Raw genomic sequence first — 18,868 nt, 5'->3', positions numbered from 1 at the left:
GTGGTGGGGTGCTCGGGGGGGGCGGTGGTCGATGGCCGGGGGCCGGGGGCCGGCGTCACGCCTCGCGGCGGGCCGCGCCGGCCACGGTGATGTTCAGGAACCGGGGCACGGGCAGCCCCCGGTCGCGGAAGTCCTCCGCGACCGCGGCCCGCACCGTCGCGAGCCGGGCTTCGGGCAGCAGGACCAGAACGCTCCGCCCGGGCCGCTCTCCGGGCTGCCAGGCGCTCAGGGCCCCGGCCCGCCGGGCGCACCCGACGGCCCGGGCCAGGTCGGCCGTACGGTCCTGCGTGCCGTCGGGGTCCGGCCGCAGGGCCAACAGCACCAGGCGTGCGCCCGAGTCGGCCGGGTCGAAGACCACGTACCGCTGGCGTTGCCGCCGGGGCTCCGGCCGGGGTGGACCCTGGCCGAGCAGCAGGGCCCTGCCCGGCCGGGCGAAGAGGGCGCCGCGGCGCAGCGGGTCGTCGCCGTCCGGCAGCGCCTCCGCCATCAGCCGGGCCAGCCGCACCCGGTCCGGGTCCTCGCCCGCCGGTGTGTGGACGTCGGCCACCGCGAGCGCCACCGCGCAGTCCGCGGCCTCCTGCGTGGCCAGCCCGGCGGCCGCGGTGAGGGAGCCCTGCACGTGCAGGTCGGTGCCGCCCCGGCCGTACCCGGCCCGGGCCAGCGCGCGCAGCAGTGCGTACGGGCGGGCGGCCCAGGCCGGGGTGGCGGGCGGCGGCCCGGACAGGGTCAGCGGGAGGTCGCAGCCGTCCGCCGGGTGGGCCAGGGAGCTGAGCCGTACGAGGCCGTCGGCGCGCGGGGCCGCCGCGGCCGCCACCGGCCAGCCGGCTGCCGCGACGAGGCCCGGGGAACCGAGGTGGAAGGTGTACGGGGCGCTCCAGACGGCGGCCGGGGGGCGGCCGTGGGCGGCCTCCAGGGCGTAGGCGACCAGGCGGAAGAGCGGGTCGGCGGTGGCCCGGCGGGCCAGGTCGCCTCCGGTGAGCGCCTCGGGGCCGGGGCCGGTGGCTGCCTGGCCGGTGGTGGGGCCGGTGGCAGCCCGGCCGGTGGCGGGGTCGGTGGTGGGGCCGGTGGCGGCGCAGACCGGGCCGGTCCGCGCGCCGGGGCCCGTCACAGCTCGTCCTTGCGGGCCAGCATCCGGTAGGCGTTGCCGCCGTCCGTGCGCCGGGCCGCGGCGGTGCGCAGTCCGTCGAGCACCGCCGCGGCGGCGAAGAGCGGCAGCGAGGCCAGGCGTACGGCGCCGGTCAGGACGCGTCGGCCGGTGGTGGCCGGGGGCCCCCAGGGGCGGTCCGGGTCGGGAGCCAGCCGGGTCGCGGTCAGGGCCACCGCGCCGAAGAAGTCGTTGCCCTGGTGGGCCGGCCCGTGTTCCTCGGCGAGGACGGTGAACCCCCGGTCGGCCAGGGCTTCGCGCAGGTTCGAGGAGGGGATCAGGTGCTGGTGCTGCGGCTGGAACCAGGGCAGCCAGGCCGGGCCGAGCAGCCGGGCCATCCGGGACTCGGGGTCGGGGAGTTCGATGGTGAGGTAGCCGCCGGGGGCGAGGACGGCGGCCGCCGTGTCCAGTTCCGCCAGCGGGTCCCGGGTGTGCTCCAGGTAGTGGTACATGCTGACCACCTCGTACTGACCCGCCAGTTTCACCGCGAACTCCGGGAACTGGCCCTGGTACCCCGTCTCCACCCAGCCGCGCCGCTCGGCCTCGCGGACCCCGTCGCCCATGTCCAGTCCGTCGAACCGGGTGTCGGGCCAGACGGCGCGGGCCGCGTTGCAGAAGTGGCCGTGTCCGGTGCCGACATCGAGCCAGGACACGGGATCGGTGTGCGGGCGGAGCATTTCGGCCCGGCCGTGGTAGGCGGCGCCGAGCCGGCCGAAGACGGTGGCCGCGCCCTCGCCGCCGCGGCCGTCGTAGAAGTCGCGGTAGTAGAACTCCAGACCCTCCGGGGAGAGTCGGGGGTTCTGGAAGACGTGCCCACAGGCTCCGCACTGTTCCAGGGTGAAGCGGCCCGGCTTGCCCTGGAGCAGGTCGGGCACCCGGACCCGCACGGTGAGGCGGCGCGAGCCGCACCAGGGGCAGTCCGGGCGGCGCGGTTCGAAGAACCGGTCGGTGCCGGCGGCCAGGTCGGCCCGGTACGCCTGGACGGCCTCGGCGCGGACCGACTCGGCCCGGTCCGCCTCGGCCCGGAGGGACTCGGCCCGGAGGGACTCGGCCCGAACCACCTCCGCCCGGACCCCCTCGGCCCTGACCCCCTCGGCCCTGATGCCGGTCCGGTCCGCGTCCTGCGCAGCGGCCGGGCCGTTCGCCGGGACGGCGGCCCCGGGTGGCGGCGTACGGGTCGTCGCGGCGGCCGTACGCACGGCCGCGCCGAGGGAGCGTACGGGCCGGGCGGCCGTGGCCCGGGCGAGGTCGCCGGGGCGCAGCGCGCCGGACCGGCCGAGGGCCAGGTAGGGCTGGATCCAGTACAGCCCCGCCGCGGCGGCGCCCCACCGGCCCTGGCGTACGGCGGCCCCGGCCAGCAGGGCCAGCCCGGCGAGCTGGGCGGCGGCGAGCGCCCCGGGCGGCAGTCCCTGGGCCCGCAGTTCGGCCGCCCGCGCCGGTCCGTCCGTGGCGGCGGGTGGTCCGCAGCTCAGGGCGGGTGCGATGGCCAGTCCCGTGGCATCGGCGGCGTATTCCTTCACGCGCCGGACGACGGCCATGAGTTCCGCCGGCGTGGCGTCCGGTCCCGGCAGGTCCACCCCGGCCCGGGCGAGCACCTCCTCGGCGACGAGCACGGCGAAGCCGGCCCCGCGCCCCTCGCCGAGCCGGTCCTGCCGGTAGCCGGCCGGGTCAACCAGGCGCAGCAGGCCGAGCACCCGCTCGGTGGGCAGGTCCCCGGGCAGCAGGTCCAGTACCCGCAGCCCCTCCCGGTCGGCGTACGCGCAGGCGGCCAGGAAGGTGACCACGTCGGGCTCGACGCCGCCGGCTGTGAGCAGCCGCCAGCCGGCGGCGCGCGGCACCCCGGCGTCCGCGGGGGCGGTCATGGGCAGTACCGGGACCGCCCGCAGGCGGCGGGCCGCGCGCACCGTGCCCGCGCCGAGGGCGGCGAGCAGGAGGACGGAGGTCCACCGGACGCCGGACAGCAGCGGGCGCGCGGTGCGGCGGATCCGGGCGGGGGAAGGGAGCGGGGAGCGCGTCATACGAGTTCCTCCAACCGGTCGGCCGCGGCGGCTGCCCCGCCGGCCGCGGCGAATGAGGCCTGGATCCGCCGGGCGCCCCGGCGGTGGCCGGGATCGTCCAGTACGGCCGTCAGCGCGTCGCGCAGTTCCTCGGCCCGGGTCCTGCCGAAGCGCACCCGAACCCCGGCCCCGGCCTCCACGACCTGGCGGGCGACGATCGGCTGGTCGTCGCGGATCGGGGCGACGACCAGCGGCAGCCCGTGCGCGAGGGCCTCGCAGACGGTGTTGTGGCCGCCGTGGCAGACCACGGCGTCCAGGTGTCGGAGCAGATCCAGCTGCGGCACGCTGTCGCGCAGCAGGACGTTCCCGGGGACCTTCCCGACCAGGGCGGCGGGGGCCGCCAGGACCAACTGGACTTCCTTGTGCAGTCGTTCGGCGGCGCCCAGCACCGCGCCGTAGAACCGGCCCCCGGCCTCCTGGTTGAGGGTTCCCAGTGAGACGAGCACCCGTCGCCGCTCCGGATCCAGCTGCTCCCAGGGGAAGCCGGGTACGGACGGCCGGGACCCGAAGGCCGGGCCTACGAAGGCGTAGTGCGGCGGGAACTTCCCGTCTCCCCCCACCAGTTCGCGGCTGGAGAACACCAGGACCAGCTGCTCCGAGAACCGTGGATCCCACGCCGCTCCGGCCGGCTCCGGCTCGGCCCCGCACTCCGCCAGCAGGCCGGCGATCTGCGCGGCCACCCACTCGCCGACCTTCGGGAAGTCCGCGAAGGGGAGGGTCAGTTCGGCCGAGGTGCTGGCGGAGGTCACCCAGGGAATCCCGAGCCGCCGCGCGGCCACCGGACCGGCCAGGGCCTGCTGGTCGGCGACGAGCACGTCCGGCTGGAAGGCGCCGGCCGCCCGGACCACGCCGGGGAGCATCGCCCTGGCCAGGGGGACCAGCGCCTCCTCCCAGAGGAACCGCAGCGCCCCGACTCCGCGCAGATCGCGCCAGCGGGTGTGCAGCATCGCGTAGTCGCCGCCCGCTTCGGCGCCCGCGGAGAGGATCCGTGCGTGCTCGGGCAGCAGCCGGGCCAGCGCCCCGGGCGGGCCGGTCCAGGCGACCTCGTGGCCGCGGGCGGCCAGTTCGGCGCCGACCGCCACGGTCGGATTGACGTGCCCCGCGAGCGGCGGCACCGTGAAGAGCACCTTCATCGGACCAGCGCTCCCGCCCGCGGCCGTACCGTCGATCTCGATGCCGATGCCCCCGTGAGTGCCCCCGCCGTGGCCGTCGCGTCGAGGTGGGCGAGTACGGCCGCTCGCAGTGCTCCGCTGTTCTCCTTCAGCACGTCGTGCCCCAGGCCCGGCAGGATCTCGACGGCGGTCACGTGCGGGGCGTGGCGGGCCAATTCCATTGCACCCGGGACCAGTTCGGAGTGCTCGCCGCAGACGATCAGGACGGGGCAGCGCAGTCCGGCGTAGTCGCCCGGGGTGAAGGTGCGGCTCGCGGCGATGTCGTCGATGAGGGTGGTGCGGTTGAGCAGGTCGTCGGCGATGGCCGTGAGGTTGGCCGCCTTGCGCAGCCGCAGGGTGAGCAGCTCGGCGGGTACCGCACTGTCCTCCAGGCCGAGGGCGGCCGCCGACAGGGTGTCCACCATGTTGTCCACCCATGCCCCGCTGAGCGGGGGTTCGAGCAGGGTGAGGCCGGCGACCAGGTCGGGCCGGGCGAGGGCGGCGTGCAGTGCCAGGGTGCCGCCGTAGCTGTTGCCCACCAGGTGCACCGGACGCTGCCCGAGGCCGAGTGCGCCGAGCAGGGCGAAGAGGTCCCGTACGGCGGTGCGGCTGTCGTAGCCGGTGTCCGGGCGCTCGGTACGGCCGTGGCCGCGCAGGTCGTAGAGGACCACCTCGTACCCGGCCCGGGCCACCGGGACGGCCAGGGGGCAGTAGAAGGAGGAGAGGTTGTCGACGACCAGCCCGTGCAGGAAGACGACCACGGGGCGGTCGGCGGCGTCGGGGCCGGCCGCGTGCGCGGTGGCCGGGAGCTGCTGGACGTGGAAGCGGACGGCGCCCGCGGGAACGAAGGCCATGGCGGATCAGCCGTCCGATCCGGCCGGGGCGGCGGCGCGGGCGGCACCCGCTGAGGCATGGGTGCGGGTGGCGTGCGTGAGGGAGGCGTGGGTGATCCGGCCGATGTGCGTGACGAGTTCGCCCACGGACATGGCGAGGATGCCGTCCATGTCCTTCTCGGACAGGAAGCCCATCAGGTCGACTTGGGCTCCGTAGCGGTGGTGGAGGAGTTCGGCGAGGGCGACGAACTCGATGCTCTCCAGGGCGAGGTCCTCGTTGAACGTCGTCTTCATCGTGACCTCGTCCGCGAGGAGGTGTTCGTCACCGACGATCTCCACGAGCATGCCGGTGATCTCGGCGAGGATGTCAGCTGCCATGACTGGTCTCCGTGAGGTGGAAGGGGACGGGGGACGGAATCGCGGGACGGTCGGTCCAGGCCACCACGTGGTCGGGGTGGGCGAGTGGCTCGTCCGCGAGCACGAGCAGGGTGGTGCGGACCGGATACGGCTGCCCGTCCGGGGAGAGCACTGTCAGCTCGCCGGAGCCCGGGTCGCCGGTGGTCCGCCAGTCGCGCGGGCGGCCTCCGAGTCCGGTTCCGGCGGCCTTGGCGGCCGCCTCCTTGGCGCACCACAGGGCGGTGAGCGCGGCCGGGAGTCCGGTGCCCTCCTGGGCCGCCAGCCGCTCGGCGAGGGCGAGTTCGCCCGGCGCCAGGGCGACGCGGATGAGCGCGTCCGGGTCGGTGGTCACCTGTTCCACGTCGATGCCGACCGGCAGGCCGTGGTGGGCGAGGGCGACCCCGATCCGGTCCTTGTGGGCGATGGTCAGGTGGACTCCCCCGGCCAGGGCGCCCCCGGCGAAGGGCCGCCCGGCCGGGTCGTTGCCGATCGGCACCTCGGCCGGGAAGACCGGCCCGGCCCCGCCGTCCCAGAGCAGGTGGCGCAGCGCGTCCTTGGCGGCGATCCGGCCCAGCAGCCAAGGCACCCGGGCGCGCGGCGCGAGCCGCTCGTAGGCCGCGCGCTCGGCGGCGCCGAGGTAGCGGCGCATGACCAGCTCCTGCGAGGCGGGGTCGGTCCAGCGGCGGCGGGCCAGGCACCAGCCCTCGGGGCGGGGTTCGCCGATGCCGCAGACCTCCGGGGTGAACTTCATCGGCCAGACCCGCTCGTCGGCGCCGAAGCGGCGGTACGTCCAGCCGTCGATCCGGGCCCACACCCGGCCGTCGGCCCGGAGCAGTTCGAGGTCGCCGCGCACGGTGACATCGCGCACCTCGCGGATCCGGGCCGTGGCCCCGACGAGCTCGTACGGGGCGGGCGGCGGCCCCGAGAAGCGGATGGCGTCCACGGTGGCCGGGAACACCAGCCGGTCCACGGGGAGCCGCAACTGCATCCAGTGCCCGAAGAGCTGCCCGGCGGCGTCGAGCAGTGCCCCCGGGTCGGGCAGCGCCCGCAGCACGCCCCGGATGCCGTCCTCTCCGACGGACCGCACCTCGTGCACCCCGGCGAAGCGGGGGCCGTGGAACATCCACCGGTACCGGTAGAGGGCCTCGGCACTGACGGGGGCCGGCCGGGGCTCGCGCAGCGGGGTGGTGTCGGGGCCGGGCAGGGCCTCGTAGCCCTCTCCGAGCAGTACGAACACGTCGGCGTACTCCCCGAGGGTGACGCGCACGCGGCCGGACCCGGCGGGCCGTACGGTGACCTCCACGTCGAGGGCCGGCTCCACGGGGAGCCAGCGCATGGCGCGTACCCGCTCGTAGCCGATGACGGCCAGGCCGGGGGGTGCGTCCCGCAGTGCGGCCTCGGCCGCCAGCTCCAGCATCGTCGTCATGGGGACCACGGGGAACCGGTCGGAGTCCTCCGGCCATGCGTCGGGCTGGAGGTAGACGCAGTGGTCCCGGACGTAGGGCAGCGTGGCGAGGGAGAGGCGCAGGGTGTGGGTCTGCGGCCGGGACCCGGTCTGCGTCGCGGCTTGCGTCTCGGTCGGTCCTTCGGTGGGGGTTGCGTCCAGGGAAGAGAGGAGGACCGGGCGGGGTTCCGCGGGCAGCGGGGCGGTCGGGGTGGTGGTGGTCTGGGTGGGGGCGGCGATCGGGGTGGTGGCCTGCGGCAGGAGGCCGGACAGGGTGGCGCGTGCGGCCTCGCCGAGGCGGACCAGCGGCGAGCCGAGGTCCAGCAGCACTCCGCGCCCGGCGGTCGGCACTGCCGGTGGGCCGACAGGTGCAGCACGTCCGTTGGCGGTCCGGGCCGGTCCACCCGTTCCGTCCGGGGCCAGTCGGTCCCAGCGCGGGGCGTGCCCCTCGGTCCACAGGGCGGCGCAGGTGCGCCGCAGGGCGGCGAGGCCGGTGAGCCGGGGGGAGGAAGCCGCCACCGAGTAGTGGGGGCGGTCGCGCAGGGTGTCCTCGATGAAGCCCGGCAGACTGCCCGGCCCCAGTGTGACGAAGCCCCGAACGCCCGCGTCCTCGTACAGCCGGAGCGTCAACTCGCGGAACCGGACCGGTTCCAGCAGATGGCGGACCACCAGCTCTCGTACGGCCTCGGGTTCCGGGGGGAACGGCGCGCAGGTGGTCGCCGACCAGAGGGGCAAGGTCCCGCGCTGGAGCGGCAGTCGGGCGAAGGCGGCGCGGACCTGGCCCAGGTAGGGCTCCCACATAGGCGTGTGGAAGCCGGAGCGGAAGGGGAGTTCCTGTCCGAGAACGCCCTCGGCCTTCAACCGTTCCAGGACGGTGGCGACTTCGGCGGGAGCACCGCAAACGACCGACTGGTGCGGGCAGTTGTCATGGCTGACCACCACCCCGTCCAGTCCGTGCAGCGCGGCTTCCGCCCGCCGGGTTCCGCACCCGAGCGCCGCGTAGACGAGGTCCGGCACCTTCACCGAGCCGGGGCGCAGCGAGTCCAGGAAGGTGTCGGCCGCGTCCTGCCGGTACATCCCGGCGGCCACCATCGCCGCCCACTCCCCCAGGCTGTGGCCCGCCAGCACGTCTGCCTGGATGCCGAGTTCGGGCAGCACCCGGGCGAGGAAACGGCCCGTCGCGATGGCGTCCAGGGCCCGCTCCGTCAGTTCCTCGCCCCGGGTCAGCCGGGGCCGCTCCAGCCCGAGCCGGTCCGCCACGTCGTCCAGCGCCGGGGCGAACTCCGGCTCCAGGCCGGGGAACAGGAAGGCGAGCCGGCCGCCCAGCGGCTCGGGCGTGAACCACACCTCGCCGCGCCCCCGCCACGCCCGGCCGCGCGCCACCACCTTCGCGGCAAGCGCGAGCCGCTGGGGCGTGGGACCCACGACGGCGAGCCGGCAGGGACCGTCTCCACCGGATGCCGGGGCGCCGGACGCCAGCCGGGCCGTCAGCTCCGCCGTGTCGGATGCCGCCAGGAGCAGTACCTCCTCCCGCGCGGGCGCCCCCACCGGCGCGGCCGCGCCGCCCAGCGGCAGGAACCGGCGTACGGGCGCTGCCGGCCGCGAGGGCGTCGTACGCCCCGAGGGCTCGGCTCGGCGCGCGGCGCCGGGAGCCTCCTCCAGCACCACGTGCGCGTTGATGCCGCCGAAGCCGAAGGCGTTCACACCGGCCCTGCGCGGCGCCGGCCCGCGTTCCCACGGCCGGGCCGCCGTCACCGGTCGCATCCGGGTCCGGGCCAGGCCGGGGTGCGGCTCCTCCAGGTGCAGGGTCGGCGGCAGCACCCCCTCGTGCACCGCGAGCGCGGCCTTGATCAGCCCGGCCATGCCGGAGGCCTGCATGGTGTGGCCGAGCATGGACTTCACGGAGCCGAAGCCGATCGCGTTCCCGCCGTCGAGGTCGAGGGCGGCGTCGAGACCGGCCGCGCCCCCCATCCCGGCACCCGCGTACGAGCCGAACACCTGCGCCAGCGTGTCCAGTTCGGCCGTGTCCCCCACCGGGGTTCCGGTACCGTGCGCCTCCAGCAGCCCCAGCGCGCCGGGTGCCCGCGGATCAAGACCCGCCTCCCGCCAGGCCCGTTCCAGCGCCCGCACCTGGCCCGCGACGAGCGGGCTCATCAGGCTCGCCGCCCTGCCGTCCCCGGCGACGCCGGTGCCGCGGATCACCGCGTAGATCCGGTCGCCGTCCCGCTCCGCGTCGGCGAGCCGCTTCAGCAGCACCACCCCGGTGCCCTCGGACAGCAGGGTTCCGTCGGCGCGCCGGTCGAAGGGGCGGATCCGCTCGCTGGGGCTCAGGGCGCGCAGCTGCGTGAACACGCTCCACAGGGTGGCGATGTGGCAGTGGTGCACGGCTCCGGCGATCACCGCGTCACAGCGCCCGCCGGCCAGCAGCCCCACCGCCTGGTCCACCGCCAGCAGGGAGGAAGCGCAGGCCGCGTCCAGGGTGTAGGCCGGTCCGTGGAAATCGAGCCGGTTGGCGGTACGGGCGGCCGTGAAGCTCGGCACGAGTCCGATCGAGGCGTCGGGCCGTTCGGGGCCCAGCGCCTCCTGAAAGGCGGAGCGCACGGCGGCGATCCGCCGCTCGCCGAGCTCGGGCGCCAGCTCTCGCAGGGTCTGCGCCAACTGGTGTGCGGTACGTACCCGTTGGTCGAGCCGGGCGGTGGCCACGCCCATGAAGCCGCCACGGCCCAGTACGATCCCGATCCGCGAGCGGTCCGCCGGCAGGCGGCCCTCGCCGCCCGCGTCGGCGATGGCCTCGGCCGTGGCGTGCAGGGCCAGCATCTGGTCGGGTTCGGCCCCTTCCACCGTGGCCGGCATGATGCCGAAGCGGGTCGGATCGAAGGCGGCAAGCCCGTCCACGAAGCCTCCGCGCCGGCAGTAGAACCGGTCGCCGGAGACCGGTCCGGCGGCGCCGCCCGGGTCGTAGTACACCTCGGGGTCCCAGCGCCCGGGCGGGACGTCGCCTATGCAGTCCGTACCGGCCAGCAGGTTGCGGCGGTAGGCGGCCAGGTCCGCGGCGCCCGGGAACACGGCGCCCATCCCGACGATCGCCGCGTCGGTGGGCCGCGGGCCACGGTGATGCCGCCGCTGGCCGGCGCCCCATCCGCCCGCCTGGCCCTGACCCTGGCCTTGGCCTTGGCCCTGTCGATGGCGGTCAGGCACGCCGCTCACCCCCCTCGTGCCCGTCGGCCGCCATCAGGACCACCTGTACGTCGGTCCCGTGCGCGAGTTCGGCGAGGAACGCGGCGCCGCCCGCCTCCGGGTCGATGAGCGCGATGCCCCGGCGGGTGTACGCGCGTGCCAGTTCGGGGCTGACCATGCCGCCCGCCTCCGCGGCCCAGGGGCCCCAGTCGAGGGAGAGCACCCGGCCCGGGAAGTCCTCCGCCCAGATGTGCGCGAGGCCGTCGAGGGCGTCGTTGGCGGCGGCGTAGTCGGTCTGTCCCCGGTTTCCGTACACGCCCGCGACGCTGCCGAAGAGGGCCAGGAAGCGGGGTGCGGGCGCCGCGCCGTGCTCGGCCGCGGCGGCGGCGAGGTGGCGCGCACCGGTCACCTTCGTGGTGAACACCGCGGAGAAGGAGGCCGGTTGCTTGTCGCGGAGCAGCCCGTCGTTCAGCGTCCCGGCTCCGTGCACGATCCCGTCCAGCCGGCCGTGGCGGGCCCGTACGGCGGCCACGACGCCCCGTACCGCCTGCTCGTCCGTGACGTCCGCGCAGTGGTAGCCGACGGACGCGGCCACGCTCGCGAGGGCCTCCAGGGTGGCCCGTACCTCGCGCTCGGCGAGGATCCGCGAAGCCGCGGCCTCGATCTCCGCGGGGGTGCGCAGGCCGGTGGCGATGAGGGCGGCGCGCAGGGCGACCCGATCGGTGGCGTGCCCGAACTCATCTGCCTCTGAAGATGGTTGAGGCGTACGCCCCATCAGCTCTACGTGGCATCCGGTGGCCCGGGCCAGCGCCAGGGCGGTCCGGGCGGTGATCCCGCGGGCCCCGCCGGTGAGCAGGACCACCGAGCCGGCATCGAGGGGCGGCGTCCCGTCGCCGGGGGCGAGCGGTGCGGGTACCGGCCGGGCGGTGACCCGTAGGCCCTCGGCCGTGTAGGCGATGGAGGCGGGGGCCTCCGCAGACCTGGTGGCATGGGCCGGGTCGGCCGGGTCGGCCGGGTCGCAGCTCAGCTCCGCGAGGAGCTGCGCCGCGATCCGCTCCGGGTCCTCCTTGGAGTGGACCTCCACGGCCCGGATCAGCCTGCCCGGGTATTCGAGGGAGGCGCTGCGGGCGAAGCCGTGCACTCCCGCTCCGGCGGACTCACCGCGGACGGTGACCATCAGGAGCCGGTGCACACCGCCGGTCAGGGCCCGTTGCAGCCCGGGAAAGGACTCGGGCAGGACGGGTTCCGCTCCCGGCCGCAGGGCGGACAGGTCGAGGACCGCGTCGAACCCTGCTTCCCCCTCGGCGAGTTGCCGTACGTCCGCCCCGTGAGACCGGAGGGCTCCGAGGACAGCGGGCACGACGCCCTGGCCGTCTCCTGCCTCCCCGACGACCCCGATCCGCAGACCTCGCAGGGCCTCCGGGTCCCCGGGTGCGGGCGGCAGAGCGTGCAGCTCCACTCGGAGCCGGCCGAGCGCGGGCGGGGCCGCTGCGGCTGCCGGGGCCTCCGCTTCGACGGCCGGCGGCTCGGGGTGGGCGGTGTGGCCGGAGACCCAGTCCACGATGCCGCGCAGGGTCTTGATCCGGGACAGCTCCTCGATCGCGGAATCGGCGGAGCCGCCCGCATCCTGGGGCAGGCCGATCCGGTCGGCCAGGGCGCCGATGATCTCGACCCGCTTGATGGAGTCGATGGACAGGTCCGCCTCCAGGTCCAGCTCGGGAGCGAGCATGTCCCGCGGGTACCCGGTCCGGGTGTGGACGATCTCCACGATCACGTCCATCACCTCCTCGGCGGACCGCGGCCCCCCACGAGCCGCGCCCCCGCTGTCGCCCGCACCCCGACGCTCGTCACCCGCGGACAGGCCGTCTCCCGGGACGCCGCCGGGTGTCGCCGACCCCGGGGTCGGACCGCCGGGCATCCCGTTGCCCAGGGCGACACCCCCGGGCATCCCCGAACCGGAGGCCGCACCGCCGGGCATCCCGGAACCCGGGGCCACGCCGTCGAACGCCGGCCCACCCGGAGCCGTCGGCCACGGTCCAGTTGCTCCGTCGCTCCCGACCTGAGCGGCGGGCCGGAAGGCGTCGGCACCCCCCAGCAGGCCCGCACCGTCAGACCGGGACTCGCCCCGCGCATACGGAGAGGCTGCGTCCGCGAGCATCCCCGGGGTCGCCCCCCGTCCGCCGGGCAGTCCGGCGCCCGGGGCTGCGCCGTCAGCTCCCGCCGGCCACGAGCCCGACCCCCCGGCACCGGGATCCGCGCCCGTCGGGGCCGCGGCATGGGCCCCGGACCAGGCGCCGTCGGCACCTCCGGGCAGGCTTCGCCCGTCCGGCCGGGGCTCGGACCAGAAGGCAGCCGGAGCTGCGCCCTGCAACACCCCCGGAGCCCCCTCCGCTCCCCGCGGGGCCGCGAACCCCTGTCCGGGACCCCGGTCCGGGGTCGCCCCCACGCCCTGGGGGTCCACGGGGCCAGGGGTGGCACCGAGGGGGGAGGACGGGATCGCGCGGGCAGGGCCGGTGACGGCGAACTGCCCGGGCGGAGCCTGGTCCGGGCCGCCCCACGGCAAGGCCGTCGCGGTCGACGCCAGGTAGCCGATCATCACGTCCCGCTGCGCCTGGACCAGTTCGCGCGAACCGCGAAGGTACTCCAGGACCGCCTCCTCACGGCGGTCCGCCGGGGCAGGTGCGGCGTGCTCGGCCGGCTGACCGGTGCGAGCCCCCGCCCAGGTGGCCGGGCCCGTCGGCAGCTCAAGACCTGCGCCCGGGCCGCCGTTCGCGGTCCAGAGGCGCCGGCCATCCGCACCCCCCACGACCGAACCGACCACGGGACCACCGCTCCCGGGGACGAACGGCGTCCCCTCGGCCGCCGGAGTCCCGGCCCGGCCGTTGCGCGCGTCCGCGTAGCCGCCCATCGGGCCTCCCACCGGACCGGAACCGCCACCCGAGCCACCCACACCCGGCCCCCCACCCGGCAACCGGTGTCCGCCTCCGGCAGGACCGCCGCTCCCCGGCCCCGCAACGCCGGCGCCCGATCCACTTGCGCCAGAGCCCGCGCCCGCGCCCTGCGACCAAGGACCACCCCCGACGGGACCCCCACTCCCCGGCCCCGCGAAGGGAGACTCCACGCGCCCCGCGACCGCACCCCCCGCCGGGTCGAAGCCCCCTGCCTGGCCACCCGTACCAGCCACCCCGCCGGCCGGCCAAGGCCCACCCCCGTCAGGGGCGGCGCCGTGCCCGTTGCTCGTGAAGCGGCCGTTCTCGCGGCCGTCCGCCATCGCCGCCTCCCGGGCGGGGCTCCAAGCCGAACCGGCCTCGGCAGGCAGCCAGTGCCCGCCCCCGGCAGGGGTCGGCAGGCTCGCGGGGGCGCCGTTCGCGTGGGCCCCCGGCTCGGCGGAACTCCCCACCTGACCGGTGCCGTTCTTCGGCTGCGCCATCTGATGGGCTCCCTTTCCTTCGGATACCGCGACGTGGACCCGGCGGGCCGGGCGGAGGCCACCGGGGACGGGGTTGCCGTCCCGGGTGCGGACCAGGTGGCCGTCCACCAGCCAGCCCGGGCGGCGTGGAGCGCGCTCGGGGAGCCGGGAGGTTCGGCCGCGGAACAGGGCTTCGGGTGCCACCGGGACGCCCGCCGCGACCAGTTCCGCCAGGGCGGTGACGAGGCGGAGCAGCCCGTGCTCACCCGGCACGTCCAGCGGCACCACCGTGTGCGGCCGGTCGCCCAGGATGCGGCCGACCAGGCCGGACAGGACGCGGCCCGGCCCGGCCTCCACGAAGGTCCGTACTCCGGCGGCGTACATGTGCTCCACCTGCTCCACGAACCGCACCGGCTCGCCGACCTGACGGGCCACCAGATTCCGTACCGCGTCGGCGGTCAACGGGTACGGGGCGGCCGTCGTGTTCGACCAGACCGGGACGGCGGCCTCGGCCAGTTCCGTCCCGGCGAGTTCCTCGGCCAGGGCCGTGGCCGCGCCGGCCACGACCTCACTGTGGAACGCGCAGGCCACGGGGAGCGGCGTCGCCGACAAGCCCGCCTCCCGCAGGGCGGTCACCGCCTCGGCAACGGCGGCGGAGGGACCCGAAATCACGCACTGGCGGGGCGCGTTGTGGTTGGCGATCACGCACCCGGCACGCGCGGCTATCTCCCGCACCTCCTCCGGCGCGGCGGTCACCGCCGCCATCGCCCCCGGATCCGTCCCGGCGGCCGCGAGGATGGCTTCGGCCCGGCGCGCGCTCAGCCGCAGCAGGCTCTCCTGGTCCCACACCCCGGCCGCCCACAGTGCGGTGAGCTCGCCGTACGAGTGCCCGGCCACGCAGTCCGGCCGCACACCGAGTTCCCCGAGCAGCATGTGCGCCGCCGAGCCCGCCAGCCCGAGGGCCGGCTGGGCCACCCGGGTGTCGGTGACCGCGGCGCGCTGGGCGGTCCGCCCCTGTGCGGTGAAGGCCGCCGGGGGGAACATCGCGGAGATCACCGTGCTCGGCGCCGCGTCCAGCAGCTCCCGGAGCGGCGGGAAGGCGGTGAACAACTCACCGAGCATGCCAGGACGTTGGCTGCCCTGGCCGGGGAAGAGGAAGGCCACCTGTCCGGGCGCCGCCGATTCCTCCCGTACGTGGACCCCCGCGCCCGGGGTGAAGGCGCGTGCCCGCTCAAGGCGGTCCGCCAGCTCGTCCAGGTCGGCGGCCACGACGGCGACCCGCACCGCACCCGCTCCGGCCGCGGCCTCGGCGGCGAGGTCGCGCAGCGCCCACGGGCGCCCGGCCGCGTCGTTCTCCTCCAGCCGGGCCGCCAGCCGGGCCATCGCCCGGCCCGCCGCCCGCCGGTCCTCGCCCCGGAAGCAGAACAGTTCGGCCGGCCATTCCTCCAGTCCGTGCCGCGGCTCCTCGGCTCCCGCGTAACCGGTCAGCACCGCGTGGTAGTTGGTGCCCCCGAACCCGAAGGCGCTCACCCCGGCGATGCGCCGTTCGGCGGGCACCGCCCACGGCCGGGCCCCGGCGTCGAAGGAGAAGGGGCTGGCCTCCGCGCTCCAGGCCGGGACCGGTGCGTCGAGGTGCAGGGTCGGCGGCCGTACGCCCGAGTGGACCGCCCTGACGGCCTTGATCAGTCCGGCGAGCCCGGCCGCGCACTTGGTGTGCCCGATCTGGGATTTCACCGAACCCAGCGCGCAGGCTCCGGGGGCGGCGCCCGATTCCGTGAACAGGGAGGTCAGTACCGCCAGTTCGGTGGTGTCTCCGACCACGGTGCCGGTGCCGTGCGCCTCGATGAGGCCGACCTCGGCGGGGTTGATCCCGGCCCGCGCGTAGGCCCGGTCCAGGGCCCTGCGCTGTCCCTCCGGCCGGGGGGCGGTCAGGCCCAGGGAGCGTCCGTCGCTGGCGGCGCCGACCGCCTTGATCACGGCGTACACGCGGTCGCCGTCCCGTTCCGCGTCGGCGAGCCGCTTCAGTACGAGCGCCCCGACCCCCTCCCCGAGGGCGATCCCGTCGGCGGCCGCGTCGAAGGGCCGGCAGCGGCCGCCCGGGGACAAGGCGCGGACGGAGGAGAACAGCAGGTAGTCGTTGATGCCGTTGTGCACATCGGCGCCCCCGCACAGCACCATGTCGCTGTCCTTGTCGCGCAGTTGGCGGCAGGCGAGGTCGAGTGCGGCCAGCGAGGAGGCGCATGCGGCGTCGACCGTGCAGTTCGCGCCGCCGAGGTCGAGCCGGTTGGCGACCCGGCCCGCGATGACGTTGGCGAGCACACCGGGGAAGGAGTCCTCGGTGAGCCGCGGGAGCTGCTCGTCCAGCTCGGGTGGGATCTCGCCCAGGTATCCGGGGTAGAGCGCGCGCAGCCCGTACGCGCCCGCCAGCTCGGTGCCGGCTTCCGCGCCGAACACGACCGAGGTCCGGGACCGGTCGAATTCCCGGCCCTTGCCGTACCCGGCGTCCGCCAGGGCCCGCGCGGAGATCTCCAGGGCGAGCAGCTGTACCGGTTCGATCCCGGCCAGGGAGGCCGGCGGGATGCCGTGCGCGAGGGCGTCGAAGGCCATCGGGCCGAGGAAGCCGCCCCAGCGGGACGGGGTGCGTTCACCGGCCCGTGCCGGGTCGGGGTCGAAGTGGAGCGCCGGGTCCCAGCGTTCGGCCGGGACCTCGGTCACGGCATCGCTCCCGTCCAGGATCCGCGCCCAGTAGGCGGCGAGGTCCGGTGCGCCGGGGTAGGCGCAGGCCATGCCGACGACGGCGACGTCCAGCGGCTCGGCCGGTGCGGCGGCGCCGCCGGCCATCGCGTCCGCGGCATCACCTTCGGGGTCGGGACCGGCGAGCTCCTGGGCACGCTGCCGCAGCAACTCGGTCGCACCCTGGGTGACTTCGGCGTGGAGTGCGGCGATCGTGGTGGTGCCGGTGCGCAGGGTTGCGGCCTGGCCCAGCATGAACAGCCCCTCGGATCCCTGCTGTTCCTCGCCCACGGGCTCCAGCCCGGAACCGTCGGGCCCGCGCCGCAGGCCCTTGCTGGCGATCCGGAGCCTTCCCAGGTTGAGCCGCTCCAGCTCCTCCCACACCTCGCGCGGTTCGGCGCCGCCTTCCGCGAGCCGCCGGCGGGTGGCCTCGAAGGTGTCCACGTACGGGGTGACCGCGCAGCGGGTGGCGTGTCCCGGCGCCGTGTGCAGCAGTACGGTGTCCGCGCACTCCAGCGCCGCCCGCTGGAAGCGGGGCAGGACCGCGCCCGCGGCCACCGCCTCCTCGGTGAACAGGTACGCGGTGCCCATGAGCACCCCGATGCGCGCACCCCGTTCGGCCAGCGGTGCCGCGGCCGCCGCGGCCATGGCGGCGGATCGGGCGTCGTGGATTCCGCCCGCGAACAGCACGTCCAGCGCGGCCGGTTCGGGGCAGGAGAGCAGCAGCTCGATCTGCTCCTCCCACAGGGGGAAGGAGGCGCGCGGCCCGACGTGTCCCCCGCATTCCAGCCCCTCGAACACGAACCGCCGTGCCCCGTCGGCGAGATACCGCTCCAGCAGGCCGGGCGAGGGCACGTGGAGATGGGTCCGGGTTCCGGCGGCCTCCAGCGGGGCCGCCTGCCCCGGGGTGCCGCCCGCGATGATCGCGTACGGCGGGCGCACCTCGGCGACGGCCGCGAGCTGCTCGGCCCTCAGCTCGGCCGGGGCGAAGCCGAGCATTCCCACGCCCCAGGGCCGCTCCCCGAGCCGCTCGGCGGTCTCTGCGAGGAGCCGGCGCACTTGCGGCCCCTCCATGACGGCGAGCGCCAGATAGGGGACCCCGCCGCCTGCGGCCACCGCTTCGGCGAAGGCCGCCTGGTCGCTGACCCGGGTCATCGGCCCCTGCGCCACCGGGAGCGGTCGCCCCGGGCCGTGGCCGCCCCCCAGCGGCCGGGCCCGTACGACGGCCGCCAGATGTCCCGCGACGGCCGACCGGATGCCTTGGAGGATGCCTCCGGTCGTCCGGTGGCGGGCGGCCAGGCGGGCCGCCGAGGCCCCGTCCTGCCCGACCGGGAGCAGCTGTGTCCGCAGGTCCCGGGCGCCCAGCAGGGTGGCCACAGGCCCCTGCGGCGGGGTCAGGTCGGGGCGCGTGTACACCCTGTGGCCCTGCAGCAGTCTGGTTTCGGAGCCGTCCATGGCCCGTACGGCCGCGTCCACTTCGGCGGGCAGTGCGACCTCCCCCTCAGGTGTGAGGGCCAGTTGTACGTCGACCAGCACGCCAGCGGCTCCGCCCGCGACGGCCGCGGCCGCCGTGTGCGGCCCGATCCCTCCGTACGCCCGAACGGGCAGCCCGAACCCGGGGTCGGCGAGAAGCTGTTGGAGGAGTACGAAGGTGGTGGTCCCGCCCACCCGGCCTCCCGCCTCGTGCCCCTTGGCCACGAGCGCCTTCACCCCGGCGGCCACCGCGGCCGCGGCTTCGGCCGGATCGGTGACCTCCGCCCACACCCGAGGCCTCCCGTCGGCGGCCGCCCAGCCGGCCACCCCTTCCGGGGTGTGGCCCGCGGGGTCGGCGAGCAGCACCGTGTCCACTTCGGCCGGCAGCTCCTCGGGCCCGACCGTGCAGCCCGCGGGCACGCGTACCCCGTAGCGGCCGGCTCCGAGGCGGCGGGCGATCTCGGCCATGGCGCTCCGCGCGGCCCCGGCGTCCCGGCCGAGGTCGAGCAGGCCCAGGGCTCCGGCGCGCTCGGCGGCGGTGACGATCCGCGGGTTGGGCTCCTCGAACGGGCTGAGCGCGACGACGAGGTCACGGTCGGCGGCGCGGAGCCGCCCGGGCCGTTCGTGCTGTTCGTGCTGTTCGTGCTGTTCGTGCCGTTCGGTGGGCGACGACTCGGGCCGCTCCGCGCCCGACGGCTCGGTCCGCTCCCCCAGCGGCGCGGACTTCTCCCCCGACCTCCCTGTCGTCGCGGCCGCCGGCGCCGATCGCCCGGAAGGTGCGGTCTGTGCGGTCTGTGCGGGCCGTGCCGGTCGCGGAGGCCGCGGGCTGCGTGAAGGCGGCGCAGGGCGCGGAGCCGGCGGGGGCTGGTGGGGCGGGAGGGCACGCGAGGGCTGGGGGGACGGCTCGGGCTGGGGGGACACGGACGCTCCTCTTCCAGTGCTGTGTGACATGGCGCAGTGCGGGAGGGAAGACCGGGGAAGGCGTGGGAGAAAGGCGGCGGACGAGGCGCCCTCCCGCCGGGGATCCGAGGTGGGCGACGCGCGAAACGGC

The 18,868-nt window shown here is 76.3% G+C and carries 7 protein-coding genes; all 7 read right to left on the bottom strand.

The window, feature by feature from the left end; all coding sequences use genetic code 11:
- Nucleotides 1-55: 55 nt before the first annotated feature.
- Entirely contained in the window at nucleotides 56-1,108 is a 1,053-nt protein-coding gene (locus tag OG276_RS35790; protein ID WP_266911969.1) for a galactokinase, read from the bottom strand.
- Entirely contained in the window at nucleotides 1,105-3,162 is a 2,058-nt protein-coding gene (locus OG276_RS35785) for a class I SAM-dependent methyltransferase (RefSeq protein ID WP_266911967.1), read from the bottom strand. Before OG276_RS35785 ends, OG276_RS35790 begins: the two co-directional genes overlap by 4 nt.
- A complete protein-coding gene (locus OG276_RS35780) occupies nucleotides 3,159-4,334 on the bottom strand; it encodes a glycosyltransferase (protein ID WP_266911965.1) in 1,176 nt (391 codons plus the stop codon). The genes OG276_RS35785 and OG276_RS35780 overlap by 4 nt, the downstream gene beginning before the upstream one ends.
- The gene (locus tag OG276_RS35775) at nucleotides 4,331-5,206 is read right to left on the bottom strand and encodes an alpha/beta fold hydrolase (RefSeq protein WP_266911963.1); all 876 of its coding nucleotides are present in this window, start codon (nucleotides 5,204-5,206) and stop codon (nucleotides 4,331-4,333) included. The genes OG276_RS35780 and OG276_RS35775 overlap by 4 nt, the downstream gene beginning before the upstream one ends.
- 6 nt (nucleotides 5,207-5,212) lie before the next feature.
- Nucleotides 5,213-5,563, bottom strand: a complete 351-nt coding sequence (locus OG276_RS35770) for an acyl carrier protein (RefSeq protein WP_266911961.1) — start codon at nucleotides 5,561-5,563, stop codon at nucleotides 5,213-5,215.
- Entirely contained in the window at nucleotides 5,553-10,100 is a 4,548-nt protein-coding gene (locus OG276_RS35765; protein WP_266911959.1) for a type I polyketide synthase, read from the bottom strand. The genes OG276_RS35770 and OG276_RS35765 overlap by 11 nt, the downstream gene beginning before the upstream one ends.
- Nucleotides 10,101-10,215: 115 nt before the next feature.
- Nucleotides 10,216-18,738 carry a type I polyketide synthase gene (locus tag OG276_RS35760; RefSeq protein ID WP_266911957.1) on the bottom strand — a complete coding sequence of 2,841 codons (8,523 nt, stop codon included), beginning with the start codon at nucleotides 18,736-18,738 and terminating at the stop codon, nucleotides 10,216-10,218.
- Nucleotides 18,739-18,868 lie beyond the last annotated feature (130 nt).

The organism is Streptomyces sp. NBC_00086 (genome assembly GCF_026343255.1).
GTDB lineage: Bacteria > Actinomycetota > Actinomycetes > Streptomycetales > Streptomycetaceae > Streptomyces.
The sequence above is the reverse complement of the archived record's forward strand: the minus strand, read 5'-3'. Positions and strand labels throughout refer to the sequence as shown.

What these genes read in the sequence shown, in the direction of transcription:
- OG276_RS35780 (WP_266911965.1), bottom strand. Translation starts at nt 4,334, where the DNA reads ATGAAGGTGCTCTTCACGGTGCCGCCGCTCGCGGGGCACGTCAATCCG.
- OG276_RS35765 (WP_266911959.1), bottom strand. Translation starts at nt 10,100, where the DNA reads ATGGGCGCCGTGTTCCCGGGCGCCGCGGACCTGGCCGCCTACCGCCGC.
- OG276_RS35775 (WP_266911963.1), bottom strand. Translation starts at nt 5,206, where the DNA reads ATGGCCTTCGTTCCCGCGGGCGCCGTCCGCTTCCACGTCCAGCAGCTC.
- OG276_RS35785 (WP_266911967.1), bottom strand. Translation starts at nt 3,162, where the DNA reads ATGACGCGCTCCCCGCTCCCTTCCCCCGCCCGGATCCGCCGCACCGCG.
- OG276_RS35770 (WP_266911961.1), bottom strand. Translation starts at nt 5,563, where the DNA reads ATGGCAGCTGACATCCTCGCCGAGATCACCGGCATGCTCGTGGAGATC.